This is a genomic window from Escherichia sp. MAL-1 (assembly GCF_052948035.1).
The window spans coordinates 4,314,393-4,337,462 of sequence record NZ_CM129609.1; the positions used below are offsets into that span (position 1 = coordinate 4,314,393).

19 protein-coding genes and 1 pseudogene are annotated in these 23,070 nt (G+C 50.7%); 11 read left to right on the forward strand and 9 right to left on the reverse strand.

From position 1 onward, the window contains the following. Positions 1 to 3,780, reverse strand: coding sequence for an autotransporter assembly complex protein TamB (tamB, locus tag ACU8XX_RS21530; protein ID WP_001401488.1), 3,780 nt, complete (start codon positions 3,778 to 3,780; stop codon positions 1 to 3). Next, on the reverse strand, positions 3,777 to 5,510 hold the full coding sequence (gene tamA, locus ACU8XX_RS21535; RefSeq protein ID WP_016241796.1) for an autotransporter assembly complex protein TamA: 1,734 nt from the start codon (positions 5,508 to 5,510) through the stop codon (positions 3,777 to 3,779). The genes tamB and tamA overlap by 4 nt, the downstream gene beginning before the upstream one ends. Positions 5,511 to 5,715: 205 nt before the next feature. Between tamA and msrA the strand changes: the two genes are divergently transcribed. Then, positions 5,716 to 6,354, forward strand: coding sequence for a peptide-methionine (S)-S-oxide reductase MsrA (gene msrA / locus ACU8XX_RS21540; RefSeq protein WP_001295196.1), 639 nt, complete (start codon positions 5,716 to 5,718; stop codon positions 6,352 to 6,354). A 322-nt stretch (positions 6,355 to 6,676) separates the two neighbouring features. Continuing rightward, positions 6,677 to 8,020 (forward strand): hemolysin family protein, encoded by a 1,344-nt coding sequence (locus ACU8XX_RS21545; protein WP_000935042.1) that lies wholly within the window; start codon positions 6,677 to 6,679, stop codon positions 8,018 to 8,020. A 61-nt stretch (positions 8,021 to 8,081) separates the two neighbouring features. Here ACU8XX_RS21545 and ACU8XX_RS21550 read toward each other — a convergent pair whose 3' ends face one another. Further along, entirely contained in the window at positions 8,082 to 8,288 is a 207-nt protein-coding gene (locus ACU8XX_RS21550) for a DUF1107 domain-containing protein (RefSeq protein WP_000689228.1), read from the reverse strand. A 324-nt stretch (positions 8,289 to 8,612) separates the two neighbouring features. Between ACU8XX_RS21550 and ACU8XX_RS21555 the strand changes: the two genes are divergently transcribed. Next, positions 8,613 to 9,167: a YtfJ family protein gene (locus ACU8XX_RS21555; protein ID WP_000175287.1), complete on the forward strand. Its 555-nt coding sequence runs from the start codon at positions 8,613 to 8,615 to the stop codon at positions 9,165 to 9,167. A gap of 89 nt (positions 9,168 to 9,256) precedes the next feature. Here the strand turns inward: ACU8XX_RS21555 and ytfI are convergent. Both ytfI and cysQ read right to left on the reverse strand, forming a co-directional pair. Then, positions 9,257 to 10,167, reverse strand: a pseudogene (gene ytfI, locus ACU8XX_RS21560) (protein YtfI). Positions 10,168 to 10,378: 211 nt separating this feature from the next. Further along, positions 10,379 to 11,119: a 3'(2'),5'-bisphosphate nucleotidase CysQ gene (gene cysQ / locus ACU8XX_RS21565; RefSeq protein ID WP_000886920.1), complete on the reverse strand. Its 741-nt coding sequence runs from the start codon at positions 11,117 to 11,119 to the stop codon at positions 10,379 to 10,381. Between the two features lie 189 nt (positions 11,120 to 11,308). Between cysQ and cpdB the strand changes: the two genes are divergently transcribed. Then, positions 11,309 to 13,252 (forward strand): 2',3'-cyclic-nucleotide 2'-phosphodiesterase, encoded by a 1,944-nt coding sequence (cpdB, locus tag ACU8XX_RS21570; RefSeq protein WP_016241794.1) that lies wholly within the window; start codon positions 11,309 to 11,311, stop codon positions 13,250 to 13,252. A gap of 122 nt (positions 13,253 to 13,374) precedes the next feature. Here cpdB and ACU8XX_RS21575 read toward each other — a convergent pair whose 3' ends face one another. After that, positions 13,375 to 13,755, reverse strand: a complete 381-nt coding sequence (locus tag ACU8XX_RS21575; RefSeq protein ID WP_000084622.1) for a winged helix-turn-helix transcriptional regulator — start codon at positions 13,753 to 13,755, stop codon at positions 13,375 to 13,377. Positions 13,756 to 13,843: 88 nt separating this feature from the next. Here ACU8XX_RS21575 and qorB point away from each other — a divergent pair, with 88 nt between their 5' ends. From qorB to ytfE, 3 genes are all read left to right on the forward strand, one after another. Beyond that, positions 13,844 to 14,704, forward strand: coding sequence for an NAD(P)H:quinone oxidoreductase (gene qorB / locus ACU8XX_RS21580; protein WP_000560597.1), 861 nt, complete (start codon positions 13,844 to 13,846; stop codon positions 14,702 to 14,704). Positions 14,705 to 14,811: 107 nt separating this feature from the next. Further along, the gene (locus ACU8XX_RS21585) at positions 14,812 to 15,777 is read left to right on the forward strand and encodes a DMT family transporter (RefSeq protein WP_001300546.1); all 966 of its coding nucleotides are present in this window, start codon (positions 14,812 to 14,814) and stop codon (positions 15,775 to 15,777) included. Positions 15,778 to 15,884: 107 nt separating this feature from the next. Further along, positions 15,885 to 16,547: an iron-sulfur cluster repair protein YtfE gene (ytfE, locus tag ACU8XX_RS21590; protein WP_000331456.1), complete on the forward strand. Its 663-nt coding sequence runs from the start codon at positions 15,885 to 15,887 to the stop codon at positions 16,545 to 16,547. 44 nt (positions 16,548 to 16,591) lie between these two features. Here ytfE and cycA read toward each other — a convergent pair whose 3' ends face one another. Both cycA and fklB read right to left on the reverse strand, forming a co-directional pair. Beyond that, a complete protein-coding gene (gene cycA / locus ACU8XX_RS21595; RefSeq protein ID WP_000228346.1) occupies positions 16,592 to 18,004 on the reverse strand; it encodes a D-serine/D-alanine/glycine transporter in 1,413 nt (470 codons plus the stop codon). Positions 18,005 to 18,312: 308 nt separating this feature from the next. Continuing rightward, positions 18,313 to 18,933 carry an FKBP-type peptidyl-prolyl cis-trans isomerase gene (fklB, locus tag ACU8XX_RS21600; RefSeq protein ID WP_000211238.1) on the reverse strand — a complete coding sequence of 207 codons (621 nt, stop codon included), beginning with the start codon at positions 18,931 to 18,933 and terminating at the stop codon, positions 18,313 to 18,315. Between the two features lie 218 nt (positions 18,934 to 19,151). Between fklB and ytfB the strand changes: the two genes are divergently transcribed. Beyond that, complete coding sequence (ytfB, locus tag ACU8XX_RS21605) at positions 19,152 to 19,790, forward strand: cell division protein YtfB (protein WP_001119458.1); 639 nt, start codon at positions 19,152 to 19,154, stop codon at positions 19,788 to 19,790. On the opposite strand, the gene ACU8XX_RS21610 is transcribed toward ytfB, so the two are convergent. Beyond that, positions 19,774 to 20,421 carry a TetR/AcrR family transcriptional regulator gene (locus tag ACU8XX_RS21610; RefSeq protein WP_001299246.1) on the reverse strand — a complete coding sequence of 216 codons (648 nt, stop codon included), beginning with the start codon at positions 20,419 to 20,421 and terminating at the stop codon, positions 19,774 to 19,776. The two genes, ytfB and ACU8XX_RS21610, sit on opposite strands and share 17 nt — an antisense overlap. 212 nt (positions 20,422 to 20,633) lie before the next feature. Here ACU8XX_RS21610 and ACU8XX_RS21615 point away from each other — a divergent pair, with 212 nt between their 5' ends. The 3 genes from ACU8XX_RS21615 to ACU8XX_RS21625 are packed head-to-tail and all read left to right on the forward strand — an operon-like array spanning position 20,634 to position 23,063. After that, positions 20,634 to 21,425, forward strand: coding sequence for a 3-ketoacyl-ACP reductase (locus ACU8XX_RS21615; protein ID WP_000843384.1), 792 nt, complete (start codon positions 20,634 to 20,636; stop codon positions 21,423 to 21,425). Between the two features lie 9 nt (positions 21,426 to 21,434). After that, positions 21,435 to 22,277, forward strand: coding sequence for a sugar phosphate isomerase/epimerase family protein (locus ACU8XX_RS21620; protein WP_016241793.1), 843 nt, complete (start codon positions 21,435 to 21,437; stop codon positions 22,275 to 22,277). A gap of 9 nt (positions 22,278 to 22,286) precedes the next feature. Beyond that, on the forward strand, positions 22,287 to 23,063 hold the full coding sequence (locus ACU8XX_RS21625; RefSeq protein WP_001283549.1) for an enoyl-CoA hydratase/isomerase family protein: 777 nt from the start codon (positions 22,287 to 22,289) through the stop codon (positions 23,061 to 23,063). Positions 23,064 to 23,070: the final 7 nt, after the last annotated feature.

Consider the following 23,070-nt stretch of genomic DNA (forward strand, 5'->3'; position numbering starts at 1 on the left):
CTAAAACTCGAACTGATAGAGCAAATCCAGTGCCTGGTCTACACCAGACACGGCTTCCAGATATAGCTTAGGCATCAGGCGATAACGTAACGTGAGTGTTGCTATAGAGTCAAATATACCCACGCCGTATTTCACTTGCAGACCTGGCAATACATAGCCGCTGACCACTACCTGGGAGGAGTCGCCTACTCCCTGGGTGTCGAGCGCTAAATTGCTTACGCCAAACGTCTCGCCGATTTTACCCACAATCTGGCCACTTTGCGCAACCCCCAGACCAATCAGCATCGAGGTCATTGCCGCACTGTCGCTCTGATCGCTCTCCAGCCCTTGTCCACGTAGCAAATAAGACAATGCAGCTTGTTGCGACATCGCCGGGTCAGAGAAGATCTCCGCTTTCGGTTCGTCCGCCAGACCAGTGACGCGAACTCCGGCGATTACGTCGTCTTCTGTAGCATCCGGGTTACGAATAGCTTCAATATTAAGATACGGTTGATCCGGCGGACCAGAGAACAGTAACTCACCCTTACGCACAATCAGATCCTGACCATAGGCATGGAAGCGCCCTTCAGGGATGTTGATCTGCCCGTTCAGGCCCAGCCCTTGTTTGTCCTGAACGACGTTAAGATCGCCCGTCAGCCGCGCTTTCAGGCCAAAGGCGTCAATGCGCACATTGTTGCCAACGTGGACAATCAGGTTACTGTTAATCGGAATCGACGCCGTTTTCGGCTCTTCCGGTTGCAGGTTATCGTTAAGCATCACCACATCGCTGGAGACGCCTACTGCGCTTTCCGGCAGATCGTGCACCACGATGCGCGCCCAAGGGACATCCACGCGACCATCGAGGGTAAACAGGTTTGGTGTAGCCTCGAATACAACATCTGGCGATACATCCATTCGTACCATCGGCGGCACGGTGATCCGCACTTTACTGCCTTTCGCCGTTACCCGCGCCCGCCAGTTTTCAATTTGGCTCCAGTCGGCATCACCGTTCAGGTAGATTTCACCCTGCTGGGTCCGTACTGTACCGGCAAGCGTCGAGCGCATACCGTTAAAGTTGACCGCAAGCTGGCTCGGTTGCATATCAAACGGCATAAAGTTGCCATCGATATCCACACCCGTAACCTGAAGCTGACCAAACAACTGCGGGCTTTGCACATCACCACCCAGACGCAAGTTGGCACTCACCATCCCCGCTGCTTTTTCCCCACGGGTAAAGATGGGGTTTATCATCGCAAGGTTGAAGTTACGGATATTGACGTTGCCACCAAGATTACGGCGGCCTTGCGGATCGGTCACCTGCACCTGTCCATCAAACTGGCCATTATTGGTCAGGCGGATGGTCCAGCCCAATTCGGCACGGTTGTTACGCAATTCCGCCGTCAGATTCAGTGTCTGAAACGCCACGGGCAGCGCCGCATCGTTGACGGTTTGCGTTACCTGCACGTTACGCCCCGAAAGGGTGATACTGCCCTGCGGCAGCCCCTCTTTCGTGGTGTCCCAGGCAACATCCGCTTTACCCGTGAAGATACCGCTGGCCTGAGTGGTTTCTGGCATAAACGGTTTCAGCATGGCGAGGTCGAAGCGGTTGAGATTCACCACCGCACGCCCTTCGGCCCCCGCATCGATAGTTTGCGGCACGCACAGTTCCGCATTCGGGTTAAGCCAGCAGTGTGGCCCGATGCTGATTTTTTGCTCCTTATTGCGGTAATCCAGCGCAATATCGCGGGTCAGCGACCACGGGCCGACCGGCGTCTGGAAGCGGGTATTGCTAAGAGTTCCCTTCCAGCGTTCTTCTTTGCGATCAAAACTTCCTGCCAGATTAAGCTGCCCGGAGACAGGCTCGCCCTGAATCCGCAACTGTAGCTCGTGCTGCTTTTCGCTGCCTTTGGCATTCAGGGTGACGAGGTTGATATTGACATCCGGCTGCGAAATTTGCTCAACGCGTACGTCGAGTTTACCCGCAATCTGATCGGTGGATTTGATATCGCCTTCCACGCGAACCTGCGCCACGGAAAGTTCCTGCCAGCGCAGGCCGCGCGCGGTGATATCTGCCAGTAGTTGTGGCGCTTCCACCGTGCCGCGTACTTTCACCAGCCCTTTCGCTGTACCGCCAAGCCCCGGCAGCGCGTTATCCAGACCCGGCGCGTTGATGGTGGCATCAAGATTGAGATCTTTTACCCCCAGCTCGCCTTTCACTTCGGCACTGTTTGGCCCCAGTTCCAGATGCAGCCCTGGGATCATCCACTGCATATAACTGTTGCCTTTCAGCGTGCCGTCAACGTTCACTTTGTTCTGTTTGACGTTACCGGTCAGCTTCAGTTCTGGCACCTCCATCTGCCAGGTGCCGCCGTACAGGCTACCGCGGGTTTTAATCAAGCCATTGAGTTTCGACGGCCACTCTGGGATCTCTTTGGCGGTGTTAATGCCGTTAAGCGTTAGCTCACCGCGCCAACTAATGGCCTGCTGCCAGTCGAGCAACGCCTTGAGTTCAGTTTTCCCTTCCAGCGCCGCGACGGTGAGTTTGTCGAGATTGACCTGCTGTTCATTACCTTTGGCATCAAGGGTAATGGTGGCTGGCGGGATCTCCAGTCCCTTCACTGCCGTACGCATAGAGAGCGTGTAATCGGTCATTTTGCCGGTAAGTTTCAGTTTCAGATCATCCGCCTGATACTGCTTCTCACCAGTGAACGGCCAGTAAATCTGTTTGCTGTTCACTTCCACGTTGAGCGGCAATCCGGCTTCCGCCAGTCGCGTCTGGGCGCGTAAATCCATATCCACCGGACCGGAAAGATTAACGCCAATCTCCAGCTGTTCGCGCAGCGCGCCGCCCACTTTTAGCTTCACTTTTTCACCTTTCAACGGCTCCACGTTCAGTGTGCTGTTGAGGGTGATATCCACCGGCCAGTTGTCTGACAGCTGCGCCGTGCCGCTGGCGTTGACGATCCCCTGGTTGGAATCGATATCCAGGGCGTCCAGTTTAGTATTGCCGTCAATGCTGCTCACTTTCAGCAGCATGGTGCGCACGGTGATGTCCGTGTCGCCCGTCACGCGTAACTGCTCGCCTTTAAACTCTTCAATGTTCAGGTTAAGCGGCAAATGCACGTCGGTCATTTCCGGCAATACCGGGCGAGAAAAGAGATCTTTCAGCGTTTCGCCGAGCGGCTTTTCATCCGGCTGCGGATTTTCAATTTTCGGTTCGACCACTTCTTCCTGCGCCACTTCCGCCACTTTCGGCAGAGCAATCAGCAGGCCTTTCAGCGACGTCGGTTTCAGGGTCAGGGTTTTCTCCTGCCAGTTCAGGCCGGAGGTGAAGTCCATCACCGATACCGTGGTGTCATCAATCTTGATGTTGACGTTATCCAGCGCCACCCGTGTCAGGGTGATGGGATACGGCGTGGAGAGATCCAGCGGACCGCTATCTTCCTCTTCTTCAACCTGTTCAGAAGGAGGCATTTTTTTACTGTCGATGTTGACCTGAATGTCTTTCAGCGCCAGGTCATTAATACAAACGCTACTGTTCCACAGGCACTCAAGCCCGACCGCCAGATGCAGATTGCCCGCTTTTACCGCCACGCCTGGCTGCTCATAACGAACGTCAGACAAGGTGAGATCGCGCCAGCCGCCGGTGACCTTGCCAATATCCAGTCCTGGTACCCAGCGATCCGCCGCTTTAAATACCAGATGCAGGCCACTGGTGGTGCCCACCAGAAACGCCACCGATCCCAGCAACAGTAAGATAACGATAACCACGCCGAGGCTGATTTTTTTCCATAAAATCATAATTCTGGCCCCAGACCGATGTAAAACTGTAACCCGTGTTCGTCTTTATCCGCGACCGGTACGGCAAAATCGAGTTTGATTGGCCCGACCGGCGATTCCCAGCGCACGCCGACCCCGGTACCGGTTTTAAAGTCGCTGCGGCGAATATCGCTTACCGCTTCGCCACTATCGACAAACACCGCGCCCCACCATTTTCCGGTCACGTTGTACTGGTACTCCAGCGATCCGGTTATCAACTTCGAGGCCCCTTTCAGGTCACCGTTGGCGTATTTCGGAGCGATAGATTTGTATTTGTAGCCACGAATACTGCGGTCGCCCCCGGCGAAGAAACGCAGATCCGGCGGTACTTTGTCGAAATCACCGGTTTCAATCCAGCCCAGCGTGCCGCGTGTAACAAAACGATGGCGATCGTACAGTGTGCGGATCCAGACGTTTTGTGCCTGGAAAACGGAGAAATCGACATCTGAGCCCCAGGCCGTGTTGGAGTAGTCGATAGAGTAGCGTTGCGAGTCGCCCCAGGTTGGCATCAGGCCACCACGAGAACGCATGCGGCTAATCATCACCCCAGGATAAAACAGCATCGTGGTGTTGGTAATTTCACCCTGAGTAAAGTGGTCGAGACTCCAGCGCAGGTTAATGGCACGCTGCCAGCCGCTGGAGAGATCCCAGTAGCGAGAAGCCACCAGCGTAGTGGAGTCAGATTCGGTATCGTTCAGGTCAGTGCGCTTAAAACCGCCCTGCACCAAATAATATTGTTCCAGTGGATTCTTCAGCAGTGGCATTTTATAGCTGAAGTCGAGGGTCTGTTCCGGCGCGGAAATACTGGTACTGGTGGTCAAACTGTGACCGTATGAGTTCATCCACGGCTTTTTCCACGTCGCTTTCACGCGCGGTCCCACGTCCGTAGAGTAACCGACCCCGGTTTCGATGGTGTTTTCTGTTCGCGGCGAAACCACGCCCGTCAATGGTAATACTTTCGTTTCGCGCGCTTTATCAAATTGTGGAGCCACCACCACCGAGTTAAACCAGCCGGTAGCAGAAAGTCGGCGGTTCAGTTCCGCCAGATCTTTCGATTCGTACTCATCGCCCTCTTTAAACGGCACCAGATTTTGCAGGTATTCATCGCGGATTTGTGATCCTTCAAAGGTCACATGCCCAAAGCGGTAACGTTCGCCACTGTTATAATCAATATCCCAGAAGGCTTTATGCAGGCCGAGCGCAATGCCCAGCTGCGCTTTGGTAAATTCGCTATCGAAATAACCTTTACGCAACGCAATGCTGGTTAAGGACTTTTTGAAATTTTCATAATCGCCCTGGTTCAGCACCGTGCCAATAGCCGGGCGAGTATCGAGCAATTTCAAATAGTCTTTATCGGTCCGCGCGCCGCCGCGCAATACCACATCGGTGCCGCCAATTAACACCGGCACGCCTGGCGTGACTTTGGCGATCAATACCTGCCGCCCTTTCTTTGGCGGTGGACGGAGATCAAATTCAATGGTCGGCTGGTAATAACCCAGCGCTTTCAGACCTTCGCGGATGGCATCATCGACGCGTGCGCGAAAGCGACGGTCTGGCGTCACTTCATCACTTTCAATCGTAGAAAGCTGCGCACGAACGTTCTTTTCCAGCTGTCCCGATAACCCCTCGACCTGTAGACGGACGTTCGCGGCGACGGCAGATCCGCTTAAGCAGAGTAAGCTTACACAGCATAACTGTCGGATATAGCGCACATTTTCTCCTGAATATCCTTTTTTCCTGCCCCTGGAACGCCGTTAAACGGCTTAACAAAAATCCAGTAATATGGATTAAAAAGCAGACTAAACCCCAAATATTTCTTATGTTTTACTTTAGACCTATTCACGGTGGTTATTGTGTGCAAATACGCCTCTTGTTACAACCTTAACCCCAATGACCGATTTTCGGGAGAGCGACACCATGAGTTTATTTGATAAAAAGCATCTGGTTTCCCCCGCCGATGCCCTGCCTGGACGTAACACCCCGATGCCCGTAGCCACGCTGCATGCGGTCAACGGTCACTCAATGACCAATGTACCTGACGGAATGGAGATTGCCATTTTTGCGATGGGTTGTTTCTGGGGTGTGGAGCGTCTGTTCTGGCAGTTACCCGGCGTTTACAGCACCGCCGCAGGCTATACCGGAGGCTATACGCCAAATCCGACTTATCGGGAAGTGTGCTCCGGTGATACGGGTCATGCCGAAGCGGTACGCATTGTTTACGATCCTTCCGTCATCAGCTATGAGCAGTTGCTACAGGTATTTTGGGAGAATCACGATCCCGCCCAGGGAATGCGTCAGGGCAATGACCACGGCACGCAGTATCGTTCAGCGATTTATCCGCTGACCCCAGAACAGGATGCCGCAGCTCGCGCCAGTCTGGAACGTTTTCAGGCGGCGATGCTTGCCGCCGATGACGATCGTCACATCACCACGGAAATCGCTAACGCCACACCGTTTTATTATGCCGAAGATGACCACCAGCAATATCTGCATAAAAACCCATATGGTTACTGTGGAATTGGCGGAATTGGCGTCTGTCTGCCGCCGGAAGCATAGCGTTACGGGTACAAATGTAGTTTGTTGATAAAGTGCGTTTTGTTTATGCCAGATGCGGCGTAAACGCCTTACCAGGCCTACAAAATCGTCCAAATTCAATATATTGCAAGGACTGCGTAGGCCTGATTGGCATAGCGCATCAGGCAGTATTGCATTTATCAGCAGTCTGAATTTTAACCCTCTGGCGACTTTACAGTACCTTACGCTATACTAGCCACTGAAAATGCCGGTTCACTTTCTTCGAATCGGCTTTCAATGTGTATTTCACACAAATTAATCAACTTCCCCTTCCGAGGATCTGGCCTGAAAGGTCGGATAAGATATGTTAAACAGTATTTTAGTCATACTCTGCTTGATCGCTGTAAGTGCGTTCTTCTCGATGTCCGAGATCTCGCTTGCCGCCTCACGCAAAATCAAACTTAAACTGCTGGCTGATGAAGGCAATATAAATGCCCAACGCGTTCTGAATATGCAGGAAAATCCCGGCATGTTCTTTACCGTGGTCCAAATCGGTCTGAACGCAGTGGCGATTCTCGGCGGTATCGTCGGTGATGCGGCATTTTCTCCAGCTTTTCACAGCCTGTTCTCCCGCTATATGTCGGCAGAACTCTCTGAGCAACTGAGCTTTATTCTCTCTTTCTCGTTAGTGACTGGCATGTTTATCCTGTTTGCGGATTTAACTCCGAAACGCATCGGTATGATTGCGCCAGAAGCGGTGGCTTTGCGTATCATCAACCCGATGCGCTTCTGCCTGTACGTTTGCACCCCGCTGGTGTGGTTCTTCAACGGCCTGGCGAACATGATCTTCCGTATTTTCAAACTGCCAATGGTACGTAAAGATGACATCACTTCTGATGACATCTACGCGGTAGTGGAAGCCGGTGCGCTGGCGGGCGTGTTACGTAAACAGGAACACGAGCTGATTGAAAACGTCTTTGAGCTGGAATCCCGTACCGTTCCGTCTTCAATGACACCGCGTGAAAACGTGATTTGGTTTGATCTCCACGAAGATGAGCAAAGTCTGAAGAATAAGGTGGCGGAACATCCGCACTCTAAGTTCCTCGTCTGTAATGAAGATATTGACCACATCATCGGTTATGTCGATTCTAAAGACCTGCTGAACCGCGTGCTGGCTAACCAAAGCCTGGCACTGAACAGCGGCGTACAAATTCGCAACACGCTGATTGTGCCGGATACGTTAACCCTTTCAGAGGCGTTGGAAAGTTTTAAAACCGCAGGTGAAGACTTCGCGGTGATCATGAACGAGTACGCGCTGGTGGTGGGGATCATCACCCTCAACGACGTGATGACCACGCTGATGGGCGATCTGGTCGGTCAGGGGCTGGAAGAGCAGATTGTCGCCCGTGATGAGAACTCATGGCTGATTGACGGCGGCACCCCAATTGACGACGTCATGCGCGTGCTGGATATTGACGAGTTCCCGCAGTCGGGCAACTACGAAACCATCGGCGGCTTTATGATGTTTATGCTGCGTAAGATCCCGAAACGCACCGATTCGGTGAAATTCGCCGGCTACAAATTTGAAGTGGTGGATATCGATAACTACCGCATCGACCAGCTGCTGGTGACCCGGATCGACAGCAAGGCCACCGCCCTTTCGCCAAAACTGCCTGACGCTAAAGATAAAGAAGAAAGCGTCGCGTAACCCCCAGAAACATCAACGGCTCCTGAATCAGGAGCCGTCTTATTACTGCATAGCACTTTGGTTAAGCCATCTCTGTTTGCAGACGCATAACCTGACGGTTAACTTCGGACATCACTGACAAATGCAGCTTATCCTTCACTTTTGGGATAAGAATCTTACCCTTATCAAATTCAAAAGCGCCAACGTCCTTGATGTATAACCGTCCACGGAACAGGATCTTTACGTACTTCGCCACCTGAAGTGGGTTGTACCGTTGGAAAATTTTCATTGTTATCTCCTGCTGAGTATTACGCCTGTGCGGTGCCACAATCGGCCCAACTATTATGAGGCGCAAATTTTAATGCTTAGTGACTATAGACTATCCGGGCAATGTTTCCACCGCGTATAACTTTTTTTACCTAAAGGTTACAATTATTCAGAATTATCTTTTTACCGAAGCGCGGTCTTCAGTATAAGCATTCATTTTTCATATGATTTGTGCGCTTGACCGCAAACTGGCATCACACTTGCGGGAAATTCGATAAATAGCACATATGATTAAAACTCAGACCCAAGTGGTCGGATCACCTGCATATCATAAGAAGGAAACACCATGACCCTACGCAAGATTCTGGCACTCACCTGCCTGCTGTTGCCGATGATGGCTTCCGCACATCAGTTCGAAACCGGTCAGCGAGTGCCGCCGATTGGCATTACCGATCGGGGCGAGTTGGTGCTTGATAAAGATCAGTTTAGCTACAAAACCTGGAACAGCGCGCAGTTAGTGGGAAAAGTGCGAGTACTGCAACATATTGCTGGTCGCACCTCTGCAAAAGAGAAAAACGCGACGCTGATTGAAGCGATTAAATCAGCGAAGTTACCGCACGATCGTTACCAGACCACCACCATTGTTAACACCGACGACGCGATTCCGGGTTCCGGCATGTTTGTGCGCAGCAGTCTGGAGAGTAATAAAAAGCTTTATCCCTGGTCGCAGTTTATTGTCGATAGCAATGGCGTCGCGCGCGGTGCCTGGCAGCTGGATGAAGAAAGTTCCGCTGTAGTGGTGCTGGATAAAGACGGTCGCGTGCAATGGGCCAAAGACGGGGCGCTCACACAGGAAGAGGTGCAGCAAGTGATGGACCTGCTGCAAAAATTGCTCAAATAATGGCAATAACATAAATTCTGCAAAAATAATTTTCCCCTATCGTTATCTATGGGATAGGGGAATTAAGTCTCTGAGTTCTTACGCCGAACTCATACTGGTAACGCTAGTTGCTCTTTTTTAAACGCCTCAATGGTCGATTTATATTTCTCGCAAATCTTTTCTTTGGTAATATTACTATCTGCGGCCAGATTCGCACTTACTATCGCATCCACTTGTTCGGCTAATTCCACTTGTTGGCAACCTGCATTAACCAGAAAATTATAAATAAGAGAGTAATCTTCATCCTCCAAAACAACAGAGGAACCATTACGAAAACGTTCATCCCCTCCATAGATTTTAAGCGCAAAGCCCAAAGATTCTATGACTATGGCAAAATTATCATCAATTATTTTTTCGTAAATATACCATCCATCGCATTCTTTAATTCCACCGCCTGGTATTTGGAGTTCAAATTTACCCCGTTTTAATTTGCTTACTATATCCTCCAATAAGGCATAACCTAAAGACACGTTACCAATCGCCTGGTGAATATAACCTTTAATCCTTTTCGGTATGTCAGACTGTTTTTTCTGCAGAATATCCCAGGCATACAATCGTCTGTTTTGTTCTAACGGAAATTCACGGTTTTTGAAATCCATGAATGAGTTATACTCATTTATTGTTATGGGGATTTCTTCGTATTCAAATCCACTGCCTCGCAATGTCATTGTATATTCGGCACCGTTATCTTTAAGGCTGAAACTGATAAGAAACTTATCCATGGCGTTAACAGTTTCATTTTTTGATGAAAGCACTTGATAACTATCTTTATCAATCTGAGTTGCGCAACGAAAGAACTCCCGCAAAGTTAACAGGCTATCATAATTCGAAACCCAATCTTTTTTCCTAAATGCATGTTGAATATTATTAAAAAATTGTTTGAATGTGTTTTTGTATACGATGATTTTACAAATAGCTCCACCGCACCAATAAAATTATTGTGTCTGATCCTGGGTAACATATGACAACCTTATTTTATTAGGTTATTTTATGTCGCCATTAAATATCTCATTATAAAAGTAAACTATCAAAAAACGCTCATTATTAAAATGTAACTTATTAGCAATTGAATTTTTGCACTTAAAATACAATCTCTTTTTATTTATAACTTTTTAGGTTGGGAGAAATCAGGATGGCAGAATCAGGAAATACTCTGTTTCTGCCATCTGAATTTAGTAAATAGACACTCTGAACCCCGGATTCAGGAACGACTCGCGCGGAGTGTAATCCAGCGGTTTACCCTGCCAGTCGTGAACGTGCGCTCCGGCAGCTGCAGCCACAGCATGTCCAGCGGCGGTGTCCCAAATATTCGTTGGTCCGAAGCGCGGGTACAGCTGCGCCTGTCCTTCCGCCACCAGGCAGAATTTCAGCGAAGAGCCGATGGACGTGGTCTGATGTTCGCCAAGCTGTTGCAGATACTCTTTCAGCTCCGCATCCGCATGGGATCGGCTAATAACGACCAGTGGCGGGCGCGCATCGCGGACCTGAATCTGCTTGCACACGCCGCACTCTTCTTTCCACGCTTTGCCTTCTGCCGCGCTGTACATTACGTTCATTACCGGCGCATACACCACGCCTAAAATCGGTTTGCCATGGTCAATGAGCGCAATGTTAACGGTGAATTCGCCATTACGTTTAATAAACTCTTTAGTGCCATCCAGCGGGTCCACCAGCCAGTAACGCTGCCAGTGCTGACGGACTTCCCAACCGGGAGGATCTTCTTCAGAAAGGACCGGAATCTCCGGTGTCAGCGTACGTAAACCGTCCATGATAACGGTGTGTGCGGCAATATCCGCTGCCGTTACCGGAGAATTGTCCGCTTTGCTGACGACGTCCATCGGTTTCGTCCCGTCGTAGACCTGCATAATGGCATCGCCTGCATTCCGTGCAAGCTGGCATACTTGATCTAACATTTCTCCACCTCGTCTCTGTGAGCGGTGTTAACTTATTGTTTTACTTATACCCTATCGTTAATGAATGCGCCAACTGTGATAGTGTCATCATTTTCAAAGCGTAAAATTGTGGCATTCTTCACTGTTCTATAAGTAAGGCGTTTATTCTCCCTTTTCTTTCGTATTCCCGATGATAAAAGGATGTCCCTGATGATTAAGTTTAGCGCAACGCTCCTGGCCACGCTGATTGCCGCCAGTGTGAATGCAGCGACGGTCGATCTGCGTATCATGGAAACCACTGATCTGCATAGCAACATGATGGATTTCGATTATTACAAAGACACCGCCACGGAAAAATTCGGACTGGTACGTACGGCAAGCCTGATTAACGATGCCCGCAATGAAGTGAAAAACAGCGTACTGGTCGATAACGGCGATTTGATTCAGGGGAGTCCGCTGGCCGATTACATGTCGGCGAAAGGATTAAAAGCAGGTGATATTCACCCGGTCTATAAGGCATTAAATACGCTGGACTATACCGTCGGCACGCTTGGCAACCATGAGTTTAACTACGGTCTGGATTACCTGAAAAATGCGCTGGCAGGAGCGAAATTCCCTTATGTAAATGCCAACGTCATTGACGCCAGAACCAAACAGCCAATGTTTACACCGTATTTAATTAAAGATACCGAAGTGGTCGATAAAGACGGAAAAAAACAGACGCTGAAGATTGGCTATATTGGCGTCGTGCCGCCGCAAATCATGGGCTGGGATAAAGCTAATTTATCCGGAAAAGTGACGGTGAATGATATTACCGAAACCGTGCGCAAATACGTGCCTGAAATGCGCGAGAAAGGTGCCGATGTCGTTGTCGTTCTGGCGCATTCCGGGCTGTCTGCCGATCCGTATAAAGTAATGGCGGAAAACTCAGTTTATTACCTCAGTGAAATTCCGGGCGTTAACGCCATTATGTTTGGCCATGCTCACGCCGTTTTCCCGGGTAAAGATTTTGCTGATATCGAAGGGGCTGATATCACCAAAGGCACGCTGAATGGTGTTCCGGCGGTAATGCCGGGCATGTGGGGCGATCATCTTGGGGTGGTCGACTTACAACTCAGTAATGACAGCGGTAAATGGCAGGTGACGCAGGCGAAAGCGGAAGCACGGCCGATTTACGACATCGCCAATAAAAAATCCCTCGCGGCGGAAGACAGCAAGCTGGTAGAAACACTCAAAGCCGATCACGATGCCACACGCCAGTTTGTCAGCAAGCCAATCGGTAAATCTGCCGACAATATGTATAGCTATCTGGCGCTGGTGCAGGACGATCCGACCGTGCAGGTGGTGAACAACGCGCAAAAAGCGTATGTCGAACATTACATTCAGGGCGATCCGGATCTGGCAAAACTGCCGGTGCTTTCAGCTGCCGCACCGTTTAAAGTTGGTGGTCGCAAAAATGACCCGGCAAGCTATGTGGAGGTGGAAAAAGGCCAGTTGACCTTCCGTAATGCCGCCGATCTTTATCTCTACCCCAATACGCTGATTGTGGTGAAAGCCAGCGGTAAAGAGGTGAAAGAGTGGCTGGAGTGCTCCGCCGGACAGTTTAACCAGATTGATCCTGACAACACGAAACCACAGTCACTCATCAACTGGGATGGTTTCCGCACCTATAACTTTGATGTGATTGATGGTGTGAATTATCAGATTGATGTTACCCAGCCTGCCCGTTATGACGGCGAGTGCCAGATGGTTAATGCCAATGCGGAAAGGATTAAGAACCTGACCTTTAATGGCAAGCCGATTGATCCGAACGCCATGTTCCTGGTTGCCACCAATAACTATCGCGCTTACGGCGGCAAATTTGCCGGTACGGGCGACAGCCATATCGCTTTTGCTTCACCGGATGAGAACCGCTCGGTGCTGGCAGCGTGGATTGCTGATGAGTCGAAACGTGCGGGGGAAATTCACCCGGCGGCAGATAACAACTGGCGTTTAGCACCGATAGCTGGCGATAAGAAACTGGATATCCGTTTCGAAACCTCTCCATCAGATAAAGCCGCGGCGTTTATTAAAGAGAAAGGGCAATATCCGATGAATAAAGTCGCGACCGATGATATCGGGTTTGCGATTTATCAGGTGGATTTGAGTAAGTAATACACTTCTTTTTCGGCCTATAAATCATCAACCGCATCCGGCACTTTTGTCGGATGCGATGCTGGCGCATCTTATCCGCCCTACAAGTCATGAACCGTAGGCCGGATAAGCGCAGCCGGCAGTTATGCCGCACGTTCATCCCGCACCGCCAACACCTCGGGCAAATTCAACTCAATCCAGTCCGCCAGTGCAGCAACCTTTTCGCTCACCTGCTCGCCCAGCGGCGTGAGGCTATATTCCACATGCGGCGGCACCACCGGATACGCGATACGGTTAAGAAAACCATCCTGTTCTAACGCCTGTAACGACTGCGCAAGCATCTTTTCACTCACCCCACCGATTTTGCGCCGCAGGTCGCTAAAGCGATGAGTACCTTCGCGTAGCGCCACCAGAATCAACACCCCCCAACGGCTGGTGACGTGTTTCAACACCTCGCGCGACGGGCACTGTTCCGCAAAGAGATTACCCTCTTTCAGTTGTTGTGACAGGCTAACCTGACTCATTTCATACTTACCTTTTTGTACGTACTTACTAAAAGTAAGTTTAGGTGTTAGCGTATTTAAACACAAGACAAAACGATGGAGACTTCCCATGATCGCTATTACTGGTGCCACTGGCCAACTTGGTCACTATGTTATTAAATCCTTGATGAAAACGGTTCCTGCCAGCCAAATAGTGGCTATCGTTCGTAATCCGGCAAAAGCCCAGGCACTGACAGCACAAGGCATTACCGTGCGTCAGGCTGACTACGGCGATGAAGCCGCACTGACATCTGCACTTCAGGGAGTGGAAAAACTACTGCTGATCTCTTCCAGCGAAGTGGGTCAACGTGCCCCGCAGCATCGTAATGTTATTAATGCCGCAAAGACGGCTGGCGTGAAATTTATCGCTTATACCAGTCTGCTTCACGCGGATAAATCTCCGCTCGGCCTCGCCGATGAGCACATCGAGACGGAGAAAATGTTGGCTGATTCTGGCATCGTTTACACCCTGCTGCGCAACGGCTGGTACACCGAAAACTATCTCGCCAGCGCCCCGGCAGCACTGGAGCACGGCGTATTTATCGGTGCCGCGGGCGATGGCAAAATTGCCTCGGCAACGCGGGCAGATTATGCGGCAGCTGCGGCACGCGTGATTAGCGAAGCCGGTCACGAAGGCAAGGTTTACGAGCTGGCGGGCGATAGTGCCTGGACGTTGACACAGTTAGCGGCAGAGCTGACCAAACAGAGCGGCAAACAGGTTACCTATCAAAATCTGAGCGAAACCGATTTCGCTGCGGCGCTGAAAAGCGTTGGCCTGCCTGACGGACTGGCGGATATGCTGGCGGATTCTGACGTTGGCGCATCGAAAGGCGGTCTGTTTGATGACAGCAAAACGCTGAGCAAATTGATTGGCCGCCCAACGACAACGTTAGCCGAAAGCGTAAGCCATCTTTTTAATGTTAATAAATAGTTAATTAAAGTGGCATCCTCCCGCATCCTCTCTGATAATGACGGGATGCCGGGAGCAATCATGTCTGCTTCCTGAACTTTCTTCTGACAGATCAATGGATGCCAGTAATGATTAGCGGCGTGTTGTACGCCCTGTTAGCAGGGTTGATGTGGGGGCTTATTTTTGTCGGGCCGTTGATCGTACCGGAATACCCGGCGATGTTGCAGTCGATGGGGCGTTATCTGGCGTTAGGGTTAATTGCGCTGCCCATTGCCTGGCTGGGACGCGTGCGTCTGCGTCAGTTGGCGCGTCGGGACTGGCTTACCGCCTTGATGCTCACTATGATGGGCAACCTCATTTATTACTTCTGCCTTGCCAGTGCCATTCAACGTACTGGCGCGCCTGTTTCCACGATGATTATCGGCACCCTGCCGGTGGTGATTCCCGTTTTTGCCAATCTGCTTTATAGCCAGCGCGACGGCAAACTCGCGTGGGGAAAACTCGCCCCGGCACTGGTTTGTATTGGCATCGGCCTGGCGTGTGTGAATATTGCTGAGTTAAACCACGGACTCCCCGATTTTGACTGGGCACGTTATATCTCAGGCATCGTGCTAGCGTTAGTTTCCGTGGTCTGCTGGGCGTGGTATGCCCTACGCAACGCCCGCTGGCTGCGGGAAAATCCCGACAAACATCCGATGATGTGGGCAACGGCGCAGGCGCTGGTCACGCTGCCGGTTTCTCTCATCGGCTATCTCGTCGCTTGTTACTGGCTGAATACGCAAACGCCGGACTTCTCCCTACCTTTTGGCCCCCGTCCGCTGGTGTTTATTAGTCTGATGGTTGCGATAGCCGTGCTTTGCTCATGGGTTGGCGCACTCTGCTGGAACGTCGCCAGCCAGCGATTACCGACAGTGATTCTCGGGCCGCTGATCGTTTTCGAAACACTGGCAGGTTTGCTGTACACCTTTTTGATACGCCAGCAAATGCCGCCGCTGATGACGCTGAGCGGTATCGCGCTGTTAGTGGTTGGCGTGGTCATTGCAGTCAGAGCAAAACCGGAAAAGCCTTTAACTGAATCTGTCTCAGAAAGTTGACATACTGGCTGTGAGTTAAATAAGCCTCTGCTACGTAAGGGTTATAGCTTTTGCCTTAAAGATGCATTTAAAATACATCTTATCTTATTAAGAATGAGGTATCAGCTATGGCTTATCGCGACCAACCTTTAGGTGAACTGGCGCTCTCTATTCCTCGCGCTTCAGCTCTGTTTCGTAAATATGATATGGATTACTGCTGTGGCGGTAAGCAAACGCTGGCGCGCGCGGCGGCACGTAAAGAACTGGATGTTGAGGTCATTGAAGCTGAACTGGCAAAGCTCGCTGAACAACCGATTGAGAAAGACTGGCGTAGCGCCCCGCTGGCAGAAATCATTGACCATATCATCGTGCGCTACCACGATCGTCACCGCGAGCAGTTGCCGGAGCTGATCCTGCAAGCGACTAAAGTCGAGCGCGTTCACGCCGACAAACCGAGCGTGCCAAAAGGGCTGACAAAATACCTGACTATGCTGCATGAAGAGCTATCCAGCCACATGATGAAAGAAGAGCAGATCCTCTTCCCGATGATCAAACAAGGCATGGGCAGCCAGGCAATGGGGCCAATCAGCGTGATGGAAAGCGAGCACGATGAAGCGGGCGAACTGCTGGAAGTGATTAAACACACCACCAATAACGTCACACCGCCGCCGGAAGCCTGCACCACCTGGAAAGCGATGTATAACGGTATTAATGAACTGATTGATGACCTGATGGATCACATCAGCCTGGAAAACAATGTACTGTTCCCACGCGCGCTGGCGGGTGAGTAATCTAAAAGCTGGATGGCATTGCGCCATCCAGCATGATAATGCGGTTATTTCCGCAGTTCAGCAGCCCGCTTCTTACCAATAAACAACCAGCCCAACCCCAGCGCGATAAACCACAGCGGGGTGACCAACAGCGCCTGGCGAGTGTCATCTTCCAGTGTCAGCAACACGACCACGAACACAAAGAACGCCATACATACCCAGCACATCAGCTTGCCGAGCGGCATCTTGTAGATCGACTTCTCATGCAGATGAGGACGCTGTTTGCGGTAAACCAGGTACGAGCAAAGGATAATTGTCCAGACGAACATAAACAGAATCGCGGAAACGGTTGTAATCATCGTGAACGCGCCAATCACGCTAGGATTCACATACAACATCACCACGCCGCCGAGCAGACAGATACACGAGAAGGTCAACCCTTTCGCGGGTACTGCGCGCTTAGAAAGTTTAGCGAACGCTTTCGGTGCTACACCTTCCTGCGCCAGACCAAACAGCATACGGCTGGTAGAGAAGACGCCGCTGTTAGCGGAAGACGCCGCAGAGGTCAGCACCACAAAGTTGATCACGCTGGCAGCCGCAGGCAAACCTACCAACACAAACAGTTCAACAAACGGGCTCTTCTCCGGGACTACCGAACTCCACGGCGTCACGGACATAATCACAATCAGCGCGAAGACGTAGAACATAATGATACGGATCGGAATAGAGTTAATTGCACGCGGCAGTGATTTCTCCGGATCTTTGGTTTCCGCAGCGGTTGTACCTACCAGCTCAATCCCTACGAAAGCGAAAACCGCTATCTGGAATCCGGCAAAGAAGCCACTTAAACCTTTCGGGAACCAGCCGCCATCATTCCACAAATGCGCGAATGACGCTTCCACACCAGTCGGTGACTGAAAGTGCATCGCCACCATAACCAGGCCGACGACAATCAGCGACACAATGGCGACGATTTTGATCATCGCAAACCAGAACTCCATCTCACCGAACATTTTCACGGTGGCGAGATTGAGCGTCAGCAGCAGCACTATCACCGCCAGCGAGGCGACCCAGTCGGAGAGATCGGGGAACCAGAACTGAGCATAAGCAGTGATCGCCACCACGTCTGCCATACCGGTTACAACCCAGCAGAACCAGTAAGTCCAGCCGGTGAAATATCCTGCCCACGGCCCGAGTAAATCGGAAGCGAAGTCACTAAAAGATTTGTATTCCAGATTCGAAAGCAGCAATTCCCCCATTGCCCGCATCACGAAAAAGAGCATAAAACCGATGATCATATAAACGAAAATGATCGACGGCCCGGCAAGGCTAATCGTTTTGCCAGACCCCATAAACAACCCCGTACCAATGGCACCGCCAATGGCAATAAGCTGAATATGTCGGTTTGTGAGATTGCGCCGTAGCGACTGTTCAGCCGGAGCCTGATCATCGGCAACGACTTTTACCTGATCTACCATGTTTTTTTCTTCCTGTACCTGTCTGTGTTGTTCAGGCTCTACGGCCTTTAGTCAGTCTATGATACGACGAATCTGTATCGGGACTCATCGATATTAGGTAACAATACGCGGGATGAATACTAAGATTTAGATCTAATGTTAATTTTATGTTTAAAGTGAGTGTCATATCACGGTGATAACGCGAAACAGCTCACAAAAATACACGCTTACGGGGTCTTTGCAACACAAAATAGCGCCGTTTGGCAAACTGAAGGGTTTATTGCTGAATGCCTGCTCCCCTCTGGTTCGAGGGGAACAGAATGCGCTGCTTAGAGGATTTCCAGCAGTTCGACTTCAAACACCAGGGTGCTGAACGGAGGGATGGATGCGCCTGCGCCGCGCTCGCCATATGCCAGTTCCTGCGGGATAGTCAGTTCCCATTTAGAACCTACCGGCATCAGAGTCAGTGCTTCAATCCAGCCAGGGATCACGCCATTAACCGGGAATTCAGCGGGTTCACCACGAGCAACGGAGCTGTCAAACACGGTGCCGTCGATCAGTTTACCGGTGTAATGAACACGAACGCGGTCAGTACGTGCCGGAATTGCGCCTTCACCCTGGTTGATCACGCGGAATTGCAGGCCAGATTCGGTGCTGTTCACACCTTCTTTTTTGGCATTTTCTTCAAGATATTTCACACCTTCGGCAGCCATCGACTGGAAACGCTGACGACGAACGGCATCGGCACGTTCGTGGATTTCACGCAGCGCGCGATGCACCACATCAACCGGAACAGCCGGATGTTTGCCTTCCAGCGCATCTGCAATACCAGCCACCAGCGCCTCCGGCAGCAGCCCTTGCAGGCCAGATTCACTCAGTTGTTGGCCTACCTGTAAACCAATGCCGTAGCTTGCTTGAGCTTCGATGGTGTCAAAAGTTGGGGTGGTCATCGTATTTCCTTTCTTAGGGTATAAAAGTAGCGGGCAGCATATCAGCCACACTTCTTTGGGTAAAACTTTGTCGCAGGAATGATGACAAATCCCGGGGAAAAAGAAACAATAGCAATATCCCGTATGAATATAATAAAGGCGGGTTTACCACGGACATCATAGCGTTAGCTTATTCATAGGCTATGATTGAGGAACAAGACGCGGAGCAGGAGGAAACCATGCCCGGGCGCTTTGAACTAAAACCAACCCTGGAGAAAGTCTGGCACGCGCCGGACAATTTTCGCTTCATGGACCCGCTGCCGCCGATGCATCGTCGGGGGATCATTATTGCCGCCATTATATTGGTGGTCGGATTTCTGCTTCCATCTGATGATACGCCCAACGCGCCGGTGGTGACGCGTGAAGCGCAGTTAGATATTCAGTCGCAATCACAACCGCCGACAGAAGAACAGCTGCGGGCGCAATTAGTCACACCACAAAATGATCCTGATCAGGTGGCTCCGGTCGCTCCAGAACCTATACAGGAAGGCCAGCCAGAAGAACAGCCGCAAACTACCCAAACACAACCATTCCAGCCAGATAGCGGAATTGATAATCAATGGCGCTCTTACCGTGTCGAACCCGGTAAAACGATGGCGCAGCTGTTCCGCGACCACGGACTGCCCGCTACCGATGTCTATGCAATGGCGCAGGTAGAAGGCGCGGGTAAGCCGCTGAGTAATTTGCAAAACGGGCAAATGGTGAAAATCCGCCAGAACGCCAGCGGCGTGGTGACGGGCTTAACCATTGATACGGGGAATAATCAACAGGTCCTGTTCACCCGCCAGCCGGATGGCAGTTTTATTCGTGCGCGGTAGATGAAGGGTCAACCAAAAGCCAGCTAAGGATTGTCTCTTTGATGACCTTACGTCTGGCTTCCAGTGCCTGGGGGGAAACCATACTGATATGATAAACCAGGCCAAGCGTATGCTGGTTGATCAAATAATATCCGCCAAGCGCAGCAATATTAATATTCACCTGCAATGGGTCGATATCTGGCTTAAAAATATTGTGTTTCTTCCCTTCATCCAATAAGGATTCCATTAACTGCAAGTGCGCATGGTTAATTTCTAAGAGACGCTGTGATTTTGCATAATGCACACCTTTACTTTGATTTTCACTATGCACAATTTTTAAAAACCAGGGATTAGCAATATAATAATCCCATGTAAAATCAATAATTTTCTCAATGGCTTTTTGTGGCGGAAGATCTGAGAAATCAAGGGCCTTTTCTTTTTGTCGAATATCGTTCCAGGTATATTCCAGTACTTCAATAAATAAATTTTCTTTATTACCAAAGTGATGATAAACCGTCTGTTTACTACACCCCGCAGCCTTAACAATATTATCGACCCTGGCCCCTTCATAACCATATTCGGCAAATTCATTAACCGCGCATAACAGCAGCTTTTCCTTCAGGCTCTGTACGTTGCTGGTATCAAGATACATAACGCTTCCCCACGACCTCTTCAAGATAACTATCTTAACCCGATTAATTAGAAGCTCCAGTAAAAAGGATAAAAACTTGTACTTTCATCAAGTTATCAAATGTCCTGTGATCACTATCGCATATCAACCAACCAGATGGTTGATCTTTCTTGCAGCACGTCGCAAGCTAATTGTCACTTAGAAAACAATATTCAAAAAAAGAGAGCTATTGTATGAAATCCACTCGTCCTGTTGCCGTGATTACCGGAGCCGCTCGTGGTATTGGAAAGGGCTGTGCGCTGGAGCTTGCTCGTGGCGGATTTAACCTGCTGATTAACGATCTTCCCGATGCCGACAGCGTAGAAAAACTGCATATCACACAACAAGAATGTATAGCTGAAGGCGTGGAAGTGATTTGCTTCCCTGCCGATGTCGGCGATCTCTCCTTGCATGAAGAGATGCTCGACGCGGCGCAAAACCTGTGGGGACGTCTGGACTGCCTGCTCAACAACGCAGGCATTTCAGTGAAAAAACGCGGTGACCTCCTCGACCTCGAACCAGACAGCTTCGATCAAAACATTGCCATTAACACCCGCGCGCCGTTCTTCCTTGCTCAGGCATTCAGTAAGCGCTTACTGGCACAGCCGAAACCGGAAGCGGAGCTGCCGCACCGCTCGATTATTTTCGTCAGTTCCATCAACGCCATCATGCTGGCGATGAATCGCGGCGAATACACCATTGCCAAAACCGCCGTTTCTGCCGCTGCTCGTCTGTTTGCTGCTCGCCTTTGTAATGAACAAATTGGCGTTTATGAAGTGCGCCCTGGTCTCATCAAAACCGATATGACTATTCCAGCAACGGCTTATTACGACGAACTGATTGCCAAAGGTCTGGTGCCGTGGGGACGTTGGGGTTATCCGGCTGATATTGCTTCCACCGTCCGCGCGATGGCGGAAGGTAAACTGATTTACACCTGTGGTCAAGCGGTCGCCATCGACGGCGGCTTAAGTATGCCGCGCTTCTGAGGCTGAATCATGAGAGATCTGTTACAACGCCCGGATTTATTCAGTATCAATACCGCGACACTGGGCTATAAAACGCCGCTACCCGCCATTATTGATGCCTGCGCCGCACGCGGTATTGGCGCAATTGCCCCCTGGCGCAGGGAGTTGCAGGGTGAAGATCTCCAGCAAATCACCCGCCAGCTTGCCGCCAGTAACATGAGCGTTTCCGGTTTGTGCCGTAGCACTTACTACACCGCGCCGACACTGGCGGAACGCAAACTGGCGATTGATGATAACCGCCGGGCGCTGGACGACGCAGCGGTGCTTAACGCCGCCTGTTATATGCAGGTGGTTGGCGGTCTGCCAACGGGCACTAAAGATCTATATGAAGCGCGAAAACAAGTGAAACAAGGGATTCGCCAGTTGCTGCCACATTCGAAAGATGTCGGCGTGCCAATTGCGCTGGAGCCACTGCACCCGATGACAGCTGCCGATCGCTCTTGCCTGTGCACGTTACGTCAGGCGCTGGACTGGTGTGATGAACTCGATCCCGATGGTGAGTTTGGCCTCGGCGTGGCGGTGGATGTTTATCACGTCTGGTGGGATCCGGATCTCGCCAGTCAGATCCTGCGTGCTGGAAAACGCATCCTCGCGTTTCATGTTTCCGACTGGTTAGTACCGACCACCGATCTGGTCAATGACCGGGGAATGCCGGGAGATGGCGTCATCAATATTCCGTCAATTCGTCGGCTGGTTGAAAACGCCGGATTTAATGGCGCTATAGAACTGGAAATATTCTCGCCTTACTGGTGGCAGAAAGATATTAACAGCACGCTGGATATTAGCGTCGATCGCATCGCGCATTATTGTTAAGGAATGATCATGAGTGACCAACCCGTTCTGTTCAGCAGAGCGGCAGCTTCCTGCCGCCTGACATTGAACCGTGAAGATAAATGTCATGCTATTAATGAAGAAATGATCGAATCTCTCGACCATTATTTAAATGAAATTGAAAACGACACCACATTACGATTAGTCGAATTAACGGCAACCGGCGATAAATTCTTTTGTGCGGGCGGCGATATTAAATCGTGGTCAGCCTATTCGCCATTAGATATGGGCAGAAAATGGATTAAACGCGGTAATGACGTTTTTAATCGCCTGCGAAACTTACCCCAATTAACCGTTGCGAATCTCAACGGTCATACCATCGGCGGTGGTATTGAACTGGCCTTGTGCTGCGATATTCGTATTGCCCGCCCCGGCGCGAAATTCTCTAACCCGGAAGTGATGCTCGGCATGGTGCCTGGCTGGATGGGCATTGAACGTGTGCTTAATCAGGTTGGTCCGGTGGTCGGTCGCCAGATGCTGATGCTGGGTAAACGCCTGACGGCGCAGGAAGCTCAGGCGGCGAATTTAATTGATGAAGTGGTAGAAAAAGAACAGGTGGAAAGCTGGATGGTGAACCAGTTAGCGCAGCTGGAAAAATGCGGTCCGGTGGCACTGGCGCATATTAAGCAACTGATTCTGGCACTGGAAAATAAACATGCCGATTACCCGCACCAGCTACTGGCCGGATTAATGTCCGCCACTCAGGATTGCCAGCAGGCGACGCGCGCCTTTGCCGAAAAAAGTAGCGTGAGCTTCCATAATCAATAAGGAAATT